Below are 12,501 nucleotides of genomic sequence, written 5' to 3' on the forward strand. Positions count from 1 at the left end.
TCCGGCATCAGCCCGTCCCCGCCCAGAGCTTGCCGATCTTCTCGAACTCCGTGCGGGCCCCCCGCAGGAGATGCGGCCGCCCGATGTCTGTGCCGTCGGCCGCCGCCAGGAACGCCGCCTGGAGCACGATGTTCCTGATGTGCGCGCCGCTCACGGGCAACTCCCGGGCGAGGCGGGCCACATCCACGTCCGCGGCCAGCGGCGCCCCCGGCGGCAGCAGCGTCCGCCAGATCCGCAGGCGGTCGTCCGCGTCGGGGAACGGGAACTCCACGACGAAGCGGATCCGCCGGGTGAAGGCGTCGTCGATGTTCTGCCGCAGGTTCGTGGCGAGGACGACGACGCCCTCGTACTCCTCGATCCGCTGGAGCAGATAGCTCGTCTCGATGTTGGCGTACCGGTCGTGCGCGTCGGACACCTCGGTGCGCTTGCCGAACAGCGCGTCGGCCTCGTCGAAGAAGAGGACGGCGTTGCCGGTGCTCGCCTCCGCGAAAACCCGCGCGAGGTTCTTCTCCGTCTCGCCGATGTACTTGCTGACCACTCCGGACAGGTCGATCCTGTACAGGTCGAGGTCGAGCTCATGGGCGAGGACCTCCGCGGCCATCGTCTTCCCGGTGCCCGGCGGGCCGCTGAACAGCACGCTGAGGCCGCTCCCCTGGCCGAGTCGCTCACCGAACCCCCAGTCGTGCAGCACCCGTTGGCGGTGGCGGACCTGGTCGCAGATGTCGCGGAGCCGGGTGACGCGGTCGGCGGGCAGCACCAGGGCGTCCCAGCCGCGCCGGGCGGGCACCCGGGCGGCCGCCGCGCCGAACGACACCCCCGACTCGCTGCGGCAGACCGCCAGGACGTCGGCCAGGGTCAGTGGTGACGGGGCGGGCTCCAGCAGGCGCCGTTCGTCGGCGAGGCGGACGGTCGCGGCGATCCGCGAGGCCGGCAGCCGGTACCGTCCGGCCAGTTCACCGGCCCAGTCCGCGGCTCGGTCGGTGTGCGCGGCGAGGTGGCCGCGCCACAGGGCGGTGCTGCGCGGCAGGTCGGGCAACGGCACCTCGACCGCGTGCACGGGCGGTTCGGCCGGTCCGGCCGTCCACTGCCGAGCACCGGTGAGGAAAACGGGCAGGCCGTGGTCGGCGACGGTGTCGGCGAGCGCCACGAGCAGCGTCCGATGTTCCCGCCCCGAGAGCAGTTCGGTGTGGTCCAGATGCATGACCGCGCCCTGCAACAGGCCTTCACGGAAGGCAAGTCGGAGCAGGAACGCACCGTCGGGGCCGGTCAGGGATCCGAGGTCGACGCTGACCAGCGGCAGGCCGAGCCGGCCGCTCGTGTGCCGGACCAGGTCGGACCGGGCGCCGTCGTCGGGGCCGTACAACTGGCAGACCAGGGGCGGACGGCCCGGGCGCAGATGGTGGGCGGCCAGCCGCAGCAGCCGGTCGGCGAGCGCGGGGTCCGGTTCGTCGCCCGCCGGATCGCCGGGACGGCGCACCGTCATGTGGCCCGACAGCCTGGCGTCCGGCTCGTCGAGGCCCAGCAGGTACTGCCGGATCCGCGGGTCCAGCGCCAGGAACCTGGCCAGGCCGGAGGAGCCGGACGGGCTGTGCGGGTCGTCGACGGTGTGCAGGATGCCGTACCGCATCAACGGCGCGCCGGCCGAGAAGGCGCCGCTGCGGATCCAGCGCTCCCGCTCGCTCGCGCACAGCAGATCGAGGACCAGGTCGACGCTGGGCCTGCGGCGCGTGATGTCGTCCTGGAGGTAGGCGTACAACCGGTCGTACTTGCGGCGCAGTTCGGGTGCCAGGCACACGACCACGGCGGCGCGCTCCATGGGTGACAGGCCGAAGATCCGGCCGAGGACGGACAGGGGCGGCTCCGCGCCCGCGCGGGCGCTGTCGACGACCCTGGCGTCGATCTCGGTGGACAGCAGCTTCAGGGCGAGGGCGTTCGCCGCCGTGCCCCCGTCGGCCGTGGTGTCGTGGCCCTCGGTGAGCAGCCGGTCGACCTCCTGCCGGGTGATGTAGACGGTCCGGTCCAACTGCGCCTGCGGGTAGGCCTCGTTCTGCAGATCGGCCGTCCGCAGCCGAAGCGCGATCAGCAGGTCGAGGCGGCGCAGTTCGTCCGTGAGGTGCTCGTGGGTGTCCTGGTAGGCGGTCATGGCGTGACCTCGTAGAGGAAGGTGCGCCGGTACAGGCGGGCGATGTCCACCCGCACCTCGTAGAAGCCGGGCAGCAGGTCGCCGGGGACCGTGGCGGTGAAGGTGTCGCCGGTGAGCTGCCCGCCCGCCAGGACCGGCCGGTCGCCGACCAGCACCCTGCCGCGCCAGCGACCCAGATGCACGCCGGTGAAGGTGAGCGTGCCGCCGGCGGGACCCGCAGCCGGGGTCATGGCGGTGACCTCGGGCGGATCGAGCGGCGCCCCGATCTCCGGTACGCCCACCTGTCGCACCCGGTTGGCCAGGGGCCGCCGGGCGGCCGGCAGCCGGTCGAGCTGCACGGTGGACACCTGGTAGAGCACGGACAGCCGGAACGGCTGGGAGAACGTCGTCCAGATCCGGCTCAGTTCCTCCGGGTCCAGGGTGTCGCCCGCGATCTGGAGCCGCTCGCGGGCGTCGGCGAGTCCCGGGTCCAGATAGACCGATGGGACGACGGCGTTCTCGTAGAGCACCCGCATCGCCTCGCCCAGCAGCTGGTGCGCCGCCGCGTTGCCCTCCTGCGGGTCGTTGGGCGCGTAGGAGGTGAGCAGGTAGGACAGGGTGAGCGACAGGGGCGCGGGCACGAGTTCGTTGGGGGTGCCGGGCCGGACGGTGAAGTCCTGGTTCTTCAGGAACGGGTTCTCGGCCACCTTGTAGAGGAAGAGGTTGATCCGGCGGGTGCTGCTCTGCTCGTCGGGCGCGAGGACGGTGACGTCGGGCGCCGGGCCGAGCCGCATCTCGCCGAGCAGGAGGTTGCGCAGCGAGGCGCTGACCATGCCGAGGGCGGTGGAGGCACTCATCGCACCGTCCCGTTCAGCAGACGGCCCAGGTGACGGCGCTCCCAGAAGGCGGCCTCGCCGGTCGGCGCGGCCGGGGCCCGGACGACCAGCACCTGCGGCTCGGCCGGGACGGCGGTGGGCGCCGGGGTCTGCGGGATCGCCGGGGCGGCGGGGGCGGGTTCGGCGGGCTGCCCCTGAGCGGTCGCGGAGGCGGGCGGACCGGCCTTGCGGTACGGCCGGGACGGGTGGTGGCGGGCGGGACCGGTCCCCGCGGTGAACGGGTCGTCGGCGGCGTCCGGTCGGGGCGCCGCACCGGTCGGTGTCGCGCCCGCCACCGGTCGCCGGGCCCGCGGCGCGCGGGAGGGGACGCGCACCGCGGGACCGGGTCGGGGGGCGGTCGAGTGCTCGTCGTGAGGACCGCGCGGCGGCTCGCTCCGGGCCGGCCGTGCCGGTTCGTTCCGCGGCTCTCCGTCGGGGACGTGAGGGCTCGAGTCCCCGTCGGGTACGAACCTTTCGGTGGTCGTTCGGGGTGTCGGCGCCGTCGTGGCACGGCTGGCGGCGACCGGTGCCGTCGCTGGACCGCCGGGCGCGGCCGGTGCCGTTCGGTGGCTGCCGTTCGGCGCGGCGGGGAGCGCGGCAACGGTCGGGGCGGGAACCGCTTCGGGCCGGGAGACGGCTGTCGTCGCGTCCTCCTGAGGCGCCGGTCTCGGTGCGCTCGGCCGGGTCCCGGTCGCCGGGGTCAGGGGCCGGGTTCCGGCGGCGGCAGGCCGCGGAGGGCCGCCGGGTATGACGAGTTCGGTGACGACGGGTGGGCCGGGCACGGGGGGCAGGGTCGTCGTCGGCTCCGTGCCGACGGCCGTGTTCGCGATGTCCGGTTCCGGATCGCGGGACGGGGCCTCGGCCCTGCCCTCGGGCGTTCCCTCTCCCGCCGCGGGCCGCCGCTCCCGCGCCATGGCGGCGATGTGTGCCGGTGCGACGGTGTCGGCCGTCGCCGGGGCCGGATCCACCCGATCCACCCGATCCACCCGATCCACCCGATCCACCCGATCCACCCGATCCACCCGGGGGGCGGACAGGCCGAGCGCGGTCCGGGGTTCCGCCAGGACATCGTCCCAGCCGGAGGGGGCTGCCGGGTCGGCCTGGCGCTCGTGCACGTAGCGGAAGGAACGCCCGCGCACGGCCGGTGCGAAGCTCACCGCGACGCCCGTGTCCTCGGGCACGCCGAGCAGGGAGCGCACTCCGGCGCGGTGGAGGTAGGGGCGGGCCCCGTCGGCCAGCACCGCGTACACGTGGTCGTCAGGTGCCACTGTTCAGCACCTCGATCGCGTCGGCGAGCACGTCGATGTACGTGTGCCGTTTGCCGCGGGTCATGGCCATGATCTCGGTCTCGCTCCAGTGGTAGTGGTAGGCCAGGTAGTGGACTTCCTGGTACAGCGCGGCGGCGTCGGTGCGCAGTTCGCCGAAGAAGAAGCGGTGGACGTCGAAGGGGGCGAGGAAGGACCGGCCGCATTCGGCGCACTCGGCCTCCAAGGTCTGTTCGACCGAGGGCGCCCGCTCGCGCATGGCCTGCTCGATCTCGGCCCGGACGGCCGCCGGCAGCGCGGCCACCGTCTCGTGGTCCGGCGGGCCGTCCTGCGGGCCGATGCGCAGGACGCACCGGGCCAGCAGCGCGGTCAGTGTCCCGGCCTCGTTGACGGCCAGGTGGTCCGAGAGTTCCTCCTGGTCGGCGCCCGTGGGCAGCCTGAAGACGATCTCGGTCCCGTCGGACGTGGTCGTCGTGTGGGTCGGTGCCCGGTCCCGTGCCTCCTCGACCGGCACGCTGTCGACGGAGAACTGGATCGACACGCGCCGGCCGCAGTCGGGCCACGGACAGATCAGGTTCGCACCGACCCGGTCGCCGAAGGTGGCCCTGCGCAGCCGCAGCAGCAGGTACTGGCGGTCGGCCACCAGCAACTGCCGGACCACTTCCGGCGGTACGGGACTGATGTCGCCGAGCCGGGCCAGACAGCGGCTGAGCACCTCGGTCACCAGCGCCGCCGGACGCGGCGAGCGGGCGTCGGCGAGCAGTTCCTCCTCGCGGCCGGTCAGCGTCGCCAGTTCGAACTCGCGGTGCAGCCGTCCGGCCGTGTCCCAGTAACCGCCGGGAAGCACACCCATGGGGAACCCCTCAGGTCTCCTTGAGCTCGGTCACCGAGGTGTCCCGGGCCCAGCCTTCGTTCTCCAGCCGGATCGAGCTGATCATCACGGCGTTGCCGCCCGCGTCGAGCTCGGGCAGCGCCTGGTACTCGGAGACCCAGCAGCGGTAGACGTTGTACGCCAGCACCTTCTGGCCGCCGAGGTTGTAGACCTCGATCGCGATGTCCTTGCGGAAGGTGGCCAGGGACATCGCCGCGTCACCCTGGAAGTTGTTCACCTTGTTCGCCCAGTCCTCGAAGGTGGTGTCGTGGGTGACACCGGCCTCCAGCGTGATCTGGGCGTGCTGGGTCTTGCCCGGTATCTGGTGCGGTCCGCTGGCGTCGCCGCCCTCGTACCAGGAGGTGACCTCCGTGGTCCGCTTCAGCGGGCTGCACTTGTTGAGACCGGCCACGTACTGACCATCGATCTTGATCTTGAACCTGAATCCCAGGTACGGGTCGAACCGGGTGCTGTTCACGGTGAACTTGGGCATCGGCCCTGCTCCTTGTCGTAGTTCGTCCGCCGTCAGCCGGACGCGAGGCCGGCCTGCTGGCTGATCTTCACGACGACGAACTCGGCGGGCTTCAGCGGCGCGAAGCCCACGAGGACGTTGACCACCCCGGCGTCGACGTCGGCCTGTGTGGTCGTCTCCGCGTCGCACTTGACGAAGAAGGCCTGGGCGGGCGTGGCGCCCTGGAACGCTCCCCTGCGGAACAGCGTCGTCATGAAGGAGCCGATGGACAGCCGCAGTTGGGCCCACAGTGGCTCGTCGTTCGGTTCGAACACGGCCCACTGGATGCCGTTGTAGATACTGACCCGCAGCATGATCGCGGTGCGGCGGACCGGGATGTACCGCCACTGCGGGTCCGCGGTGACGGTGCGGGCGCCGAAGGCCACCACGCCGACCCCCGGGAAGCGGCGGATGACGTCGATGCCCCTGGGGTTGAGGCTGCCCTGGTCGATGTCGCTGAGCTCCGCGCCGAGGCCGACGACCCCGTTCAGCCCTGCCTCGGTGCCGGCCGGTGCCTTCCACACCCCGCGCGAGGCGTCGATGCGGGCGTACAGGCCGGCCACGCAGCCCGAGGGCGGCAGCAGGACCGGGTCGCCCGAGCGGCCGGTGGGGTCGGGTGACCTGACCCAGGGGAAGTACAGGGCTCCGTAGGAGTTCGACGTGGTGAGCTTGTTGCGGAAGGCGGTCGCGTCGGCGACGCTGTCGTCGCCCCGGCCGGTCTCGGCGATGTAGAAGACGTCCTGGAGCGGCCGGTTCGCGCAGTAGGCCATCCCCAGGTCCGCCATCGCGGGGCTGCTCTCCCCCGGCACGGCCAGCAGGCTGAAGTCCGTGATGTGGTCCAGCCGGGCGAAGGCCCCCGCGAACGACGCCTCGGTGAGCGCCGCCACACCGTCGGAGCCGCGGGTGGCCGCCGTGACGGGCGCGACGATCCCCGAGTCGCCGACCTGGAGCAGCTGGACGGCCGCGGGCCGCCGCAGCGCCGTACCGTCCTCGGAGCGACCGCCGGCGGCCTCCCCCAGCTTGAGCAGCGCGCTGGCGTCGTGCGCCGCCGCGGGCTGCACCCGGACCGAAGAGGTCGCCGACTTCGTCCCGGACTGGAGCAGGAGCCGGGACTGCCCGCCCGCGGTCTCCACGGTGCAGGAGAACGCGGAGAACGCCACCGGGTCGGTCGACGCCTTCCGCTTGACCAGGGCGTGCACCGCGGTCTCGACGGCGCTCGCCACGTCGGCGAGCGCCGTGGCCGTGCCCGCCGCCGTGGCCAGCGTGACCGTCTGGAAGCCGTCGCCGTCCAGGGAGATCCGGAAGCTCAGGTCGGTGGCCAGGGGCAGGATGGGACCCGGGCCACCGCGGTGGAGCCCGCGCTGGGTGCCGTCGTTGGTGGACAGCACCTCGACATCGATCAGCCCGGACGCCTGTCCGACGACGTCGGTGACGTAGGCGTCCGAGGCGGGGTCGATGCTGAGGTTGTCGAACACTTCGAGCGGGGGCAGGTCCTGCGGGCTGTCGGGCACCACGGCGGGATCGGTCTGCCGCCGGACCGTCAGCTTGAAGAGGTTGCCCGGGTCGAGTGTGGCGTCCTCGATCTGGAGCAGCAGCGTGTTGCCCCACTCGCCCTTGTTCTTCGCCGTGAAGGTCACTCCCGCGGCCGGGGCGGGCGCCCGGTTGGCGACGGTGACGCCGGCGACGGTGGCGTCCGGGCGGGTGACCCGTACGACGTAGCACTGCCGGCCGCCGTTGCCGAAGTACTGGAACACGCCGTGCGCGAGGTAGCTGTCCGCGATGAACGCGCCGTAGACGCGCTGGAATTCCGTCCAGTTGGAGACCAGGCCGGCGCCGGTGTCCGGACCCGTCTCGCTCAGCCCGACGAACGCGGCCGTCGAGGTGCCGGCGGCGTCCAGCGGCCGTACTCCGCCGGCCGTCTCCTGCACGTAGACGCCCGGATAACTCAGGGTCGGCATGGTCGTCTCCTCTGCGATTTCTGCGATGCGAAGCCTGGGGTGCGCGCCGTCATCCGGCGGGGTCGGTACGTTTCCGGGGGCGCTGGGCCCTGCCCTCGCTCCCGCTCCCCTCCGCGGCGCCGGGGGCCTCGGCGGGCCCCTCGCCGGTCTCTGCCACCTCGATGTCACCGCGTCGGCGGAGCTTGTCGAAGCCGGCGTTGTCCGCCACCTCGGCGTCGCGCAGCTCCCCCGACCACCGCCCGGGCGACAGCCGGACGCTGCGTCCGCTGTTGAGCGGGACCATGATCGGACCCGATGCGAGCAGACTTCTGATCCGTACGGTCATGTGCTCCTCCTCCCGGGACCGCCGCCGAGCGGACGGTCCTCGGTCCCCGTGCTCCGCGGTCCTCGGTCCTCCGGCTTCGCGGCTCCGCCGAGCGGTCCGCGTCCGGCGGGTGCTCCGACCGCGCCGCCTCCGGTGGGAACAGTCTGGGGAGGGGCACGGCCCCCGGCATGAATCCCCCGGGTCCGGAAAGGGACCGGTACGGGATCCGGATCCCGTACCGAACCGCTCAGGGCCTCAGGGACACTGCGCGCCGAACCGCTTCGGCGGGCATCAGGGCGACTGCGCCGGCACCCTCGCGAAGGCGAACGGGTCCGAACGGTCCGGATGGGCGCCGGTGCGGGACCCGGGTGGCGCGGGCAGCGTCAGCCGGAAGCCGCGGACCGCGGCCGCCACTTCGGCGCGGCTGTCGACGCCCAGCTTCTCGAGGACGTTGTGCACATGGTTCTTCACGGTGGTCAGCTGGATGTGCAGCAGCCGTGCGATCTCCTTGTTGGCGTGCCCGGACTCGATCAGCGCCACGATCTGCAGTTCGCGGGAGGTGAGCTTGGGCGCCCGGGCTCCCCGGTGCACCCTGGCCAGCGCGGCCAGTCGTCCCACCAGTCCCGCGGCGACACCGGCCTGGCAGCTGAACTCGCCGCGGGTGGCGGACCGCAGCGTGTCGACCAGGTCCGTGAAGGAGTTCTCGTTGGTGACGTATCCGGCGATGCCCGCCTCCGCACACGCCACCACGTCGTCGGGCCGGTCGGGGATGCCCAGGACGACACACGGCACTGCGGTGCGCTCGGCCAGCCGGTGCAGCTCGTCCAGTCCCGGCTCGCCGGCCATCTCCCCCGTCATGTCGAACAGCACCACGTCGATGTCCGCCGCCGTGAGCAGCGCGTCCGCGGCGCCCACCCCGGGCGCCGTCCCCACCAGCCGGACGTCCTCCTCGGTCTCCAGGAGGTGCGCGAGGCCCTGGAGATGGATCCGGACCGGTGAGATCACGGCCACCCGGATCACCTGCGTCATGGTCGTCCCGCTGTTCGCTCTGTCGTCCACGTGATCCGTAGGGCCCATACGACTACATCCCCCGATGTGTGGTGGCGCTCGCCGCGGCGATCTGGATCCACTCGCCCGGCGCCTGTTGGCCCACCAGGCTGCTCCGCGGGGACCCGGCTGTCACGGTCCGGTCCGGTCACCGGACCGTTCACCCGGAACTCCGCGCCCCACGTGGTCCGCTGAGCGGAAAGCCGCGTGACAGCCGCCTGCGGCCTGTTCACCCTGGCCGCTGCGGGCCCGTCCCGGCCGCCACGGACGGGAACGCCCGCACCGTCAGCGCTTGTTCGGCAAGAAGAAGGGGGCAGCCGACATGACCACATGTCGGGGAATCGATCTGTCGGTGTACCAGGGAGCCCAGCAGTGGAGCGCCCGCAAGGCGGAGGGCGTCGTCTTCGCCTTCGCCAAGGCCAGTGAGGGCGAGCACACCCGGGACGCCCACTTCGCCCTGCACATCACGGGCATCGCCGGGGCCGGGCTCGTCCCCGGCGCCTATCACTTCGGCTGGCCCAACCAGAACGCGGGCACCGAGGCGGCCAACTACATCGCCGCCGTGAAACCGCACGCGGGCCCGGGTTTCGTGCACTGGCTGGACCTGGAACGCCGGTCGGACGGCGCCAACTACGCGGGCGTCACCGCCGCCGGGATCAAGGCCTACGCCACGGCCTGGATCGCGAAGGTGCAGGCCGCGTTCCCCCACCAGCGGGTCGGCCTGTACACGTCGGCGAGCGACCTGGCGGCCGGCCACGCACCGGCCACCGTCCCGCTGTGGTACCCCGCCTATCCCTGGTCGGGTGCGGCGACCTACGCACAGGCCGAGGCGCACCCGAGGCCCGGCCCGTCCGGCAGGTCCCCGCTGTTCTGGCAGTTCACCTCGACACCCCTCGACCGATCCATCTGCTACCTGAGCGGGTCGGCGCTGCGCGCCTGGGCCGCCGGAGAGGAAACCGAAGACATGGCACTCAGCACGGACGACATCGACAAGGTCGCGGGCGCGGTGGTCGCCAAGCTCATCGCCGGCGGCGGTGTGCTGGAGACGGCGGACGTCAAGGCGGTCGCGACCGCCGCCGCGAAGGCCGTCCTGACCATCGACGGCGTGATCCCGGCTCCCGCCGACGCCCCGGATGTGAAGACCAATCCCTACTGGGCCCTTCAGTCCTACGTCAGGGACACCAACGCCCGGCTGCGCCTCGTGCAGGCGACGGAGGCGGCCCAGAGCGCTACCATCACCCAACTCGCCGCCGCCATCGCGACGTTCGACAGGACCATCGACCCCGCCGCGCTCGTCGCCTCCATCACCACGGCGATCGAGACGGCCGTGGGCAAGGTCGTCATCCACCTCGACACCACTTCCTGAGGCAAGGCGCGCGCAAGGGTGACCTCGTCGTCGCGGTCTTGATCGAACAGGGCAGGATCGTGCTGCCGGGTGACCCCGGACCGGGTGCCCGGCCCTGTCCCGACCGCGAGAATCCCTGGGAGGAACGACATGCCGTTCCGTTGCGCCGTACTCGACGACTTCCAGCACGTGGCGACCGCGTACGCCGACTGGACGGCGCTGGGCGACCGCGTGGAAGTCGTCTCCTTCACGGAGCACTTCGCCGACGAGGACGGCCTCGCCGCGGCCCTCGCCGACTTCGACTGCGTGGTCACCCTGCGCGAGCGAGTGCCGTTTCCGGCCACCCTGCTCGACCGCCTGCCCCGCCTGAAGCTGCTGATCGCCTCCGGCATGCGCAACTCGGTGATCGACTACGCGGCGGCGAAGGCCAACGACGTCACCGTGTGCGGCACCGAGAGCTCCTCCACCCCGCCGCTCGAACTCACCTGGGCCCTGCTCCTCGGTCTCGCCCGCGGCATCGTCCAGGAGAGCAACGCCCTGCGCGAGGGCGGCCCCTGGCAGTCCGCCGTCGGGGCCGACCTGGCCGGCCGCACCCTCGGGCTGCTCGGCCTGGGAAAGATCGGCAGCCGGGTGGCCCAGGTGGGGCTCGCCTTCGGCATGGACGTCATCGCCTGGAGTCAACACCTCACCGCGGAGCGCGCCGAAGAGGTCGGCGTACGTCTCGCCCCCTCCAAGGAGGCACTCCTCGCGAGCAGCGACTTCGTGTCCGTGCACCTCGCGCTGGGCGACCGCACCCGGGGCCTGCTCGGGGCCGCCGAACTCGCCCTGCTCCGGCCGACCGCCTATCTGGTCAACACCTCTCGGGCCGCCATCGTCGACCAGGACGCACTGCTCGCCGCGCTGCGCGAGGGCCGTATCGCGGGCGCGGGCGTCGACGTCTTCGACGTGGAACCGCTGCCCGCCGACCACCCGATGCGCACCGCGCCGCGCCTGCTCGCCACCCCGCACCTGGGGTACGTGTCCCGCGCCAACTACGAGCGCTACTACGGCCAGGCCGTGGAGAACATCCGGGCCTACCTCGACGACGTCCCGGTCCGGGTCCTCGGCTGAGGTGCCGAGGTGAGCTGCGGCGGCCGGACCGTCCCGGCGGGCCACCCGCCCGCCGGGGCACGGGACGCGGCCGGTCTCGCTCCGGGGCGCGGCTCACGCGGCGGAGCTGTCGGCCTCCATGGTCATGCGGGCCACGTGGAGTGCCAGGTAGGAGACCTCGTCCTCGCTCAACCGCCGCCCCAGCCGCAGTTCGACGATCGTCGCCAGTTGCTCCGCGGTGTGCGTCGCCTCCGGGTAGTACTGGCGGATGCCCCTGCCGATCGTGGACTCCTGGCCCGTCAGCTGCTGACGCTGCTGGATCCGTACGAAGAGGTAGCGCACGTGGGTGACGAACCGCGCCACGTTCATCGACTCGTGGGAGACGTCCAGCCCGTACCGCTCCCGCAGGACGGCGAGCATCTGCTGGATGACCCCGGTCATCGTGTACGTGAACGACAGGTCGCCCGAGACGAACCCCGCGTTGACCAGGTGCAGCGCGAGCGCGATCGCCTCGGAGGCGCCCAGTTCCGGCTCGACACGCTTGTTGATGGCCCGCAGCAGGCGCTGTGCCTGGGCGTACTCGGTGGCGTACAGGGTCTGGACCTCGGCGCGCAGCGGGTACTCGATGACGGTACCTTCCCTGGCCCGTTCCAGCGCTCCGGCGACGTGGTCGGCGACGGCGATGGCGAGGGTGGGGCGAGTGGACTCGCGCCCCTCGATGCCGGCTTCTTCGAGGGCGCTCACGACGGCCTGGAGGACCTCCTCGCTGATGAGGGCGAGGGCCTCGCCGAGACATTCGGGGTCGTGACCGGAATCGTGGTCGGGGCTGTCGGTGGGGACGAAGACGCGTTCGATCAGCGCGGAGTCGACGGGCTTGCCCTGGTGGGAGCTGAAGCCGATGCCGCGCCCGGTGAGGATGACCGGCCGGCCCTTCTCGTCGCTCGCGAGGACCACGTTGTTGTTGAGGACACGCAGAGCCTTCACCGCAGGCCCTCCCTTCTGTCCGTCTCCATCCTCTCCCGAACCGACGCGGCGCGGGGGCGGCGCCACCAGAGGGGGGGGGGGGGGGGCCCGGGGGGGGGGGGGGGGGGGGAACCCGCCCGGGCCCCCCCCG

General features: G+C 72.5%; 11 protein-coding genes. 2 read left to right on the forward strand and 9 right to left on the reverse strand.

Features of this window, described 5'->3' with window-relative positions:
* Positions 1 to 7: 7 nt before the first annotated feature.
* From ACWC24_RS39215 to ACWC24_RS39250, 8 genes are all read right to left on the reverse strand, one after another.
* A complete protein-coding gene (locus ACWC24_RS39215) occupies positions 8 to 2,143 on the reverse strand; it encodes an ATP-binding protein (protein ID WP_450667691.1) in 2,136 nt (711 codons plus the stop codon).
* A complete protein-coding gene (locus ACWC24_RS39220; protein WP_450667692.1) occupies positions 2,140 to 2,979 on the reverse strand; it encodes a DUF4255 domain-containing protein in 840 nt (279 codons plus the stop codon). Before ACWC24_RS39220 ends, ACWC24_RS39215 begins: the two co-directional genes overlap by 4 nt.
* A complete protein-coding gene (locus ACWC24_RS39225) occupies positions 2,976 to 4,265 on the reverse strand; it encodes a hypothetical protein (protein ID WP_450667693.1) in 1,290 nt (429 codons plus the stop codon). Before ACWC24_RS39225 ends, ACWC24_RS39220 begins: the two co-directional genes overlap by 4 nt.
* Positions 4,255 to 5,115, reverse strand: coding sequence for a T4 family baseplate hub assembly chaperone (locus tag ACWC24_RS39230; RefSeq protein ID WP_450667694.1), 861 nt, complete (start codon positions 5,113 to 5,115; stop codon positions 4,255 to 4,257). The genes ACWC24_RS39225 and ACWC24_RS39230 overlap by 11 nt, the downstream gene beginning before the upstream one ends.
* Positions 5,116 to 5,125: 10 nt before the next feature.
* The gene (locus ACWC24_RS39235; protein ID WP_393659528.1) at positions 5,126 to 5,626 is read right to left on the reverse strand and encodes a phage tail protein; all 501 of its coding nucleotides are present in this window, start codon (positions 5,624 to 5,626) and stop codon (positions 5,126 to 5,128) included.
* A gap of 32 nt (positions 5,627 to 5,658) precedes the next feature.
* Positions 5,659 to 7,602 (reverse strand): phage tail sheath family protein, encoded by a 1,944-nt coding sequence (locus tag ACWC24_RS39240; RefSeq protein ID WP_450667695.1) that lies wholly within the window; start codon positions 7,600 to 7,602, stop codon positions 5,659 to 5,661.
* 49 nt (positions 7,603 to 7,651) lie between these two features.
* Positions 7,652 to 7,927 (reverse strand): hypothetical protein, encoded by a 276-nt coding sequence (locus ACWC24_RS39245; RefSeq protein ID WP_450667696.1) that lies wholly within the window; start codon positions 7,925 to 7,927, stop codon positions 7,652 to 7,654.
* Between the two features lie 270 nt (positions 7,928 to 8,197).
* On the reverse strand, positions 8,198 to 8,965 hold the full coding sequence (locus ACWC24_RS39250) for a LuxR C-terminal-related transcriptional regulator (protein ID WP_450667697.1): 768 nt from the start codon (positions 8,963 to 8,965) through the stop codon (positions 8,198 to 8,200).
* Between the two features lie 310 nt (positions 8,966 to 9,275).
* Here ACWC24_RS39250 and ACWC24_RS39255 point away from each other — a divergent pair, with 310 nt between their 5' ends.
* Positions 9,276 to 10,319 (forward strand): glycoside hydrolase family 25 protein, encoded by a 1,044-nt coding sequence (locus tag ACWC24_RS39255; RefSeq protein ID WP_450667698.1) that lies wholly within the window; start codon positions 9,276 to 9,278, stop codon positions 10,317 to 10,319.
* Positions 10,320 to 10,448: 129 nt separating this feature from the next.
* On the forward strand, positions 10,449 to 11,408 hold the full coding sequence (locus ACWC24_RS39260; protein WP_450667699.1) for a D-2-hydroxyacid dehydrogenase family protein: 960 nt from the start codon (positions 10,449 to 10,451) through the stop codon (positions 11,406 to 11,408).
* Positions 11,409 to 11,501: 93 nt separating this feature from the next.
* On the opposite strand, the gene ACWC24_RS39265 is transcribed toward ACWC24_RS39260, so the two are convergent.
* Positions 11,502 to 12,371, reverse strand: coding sequence for a PRD domain-containing protein (locus ACWC24_RS39265; protein WP_450667700.1), 870 nt, complete (start codon positions 12,369 to 12,371; stop codon positions 11,502 to 11,504).
* Positions 12,372 to 12,501: the final 130 nt, after the last annotated feature.

The organism is Streptomyces sp. NPDC001443, from assembly GCF_053597355.1.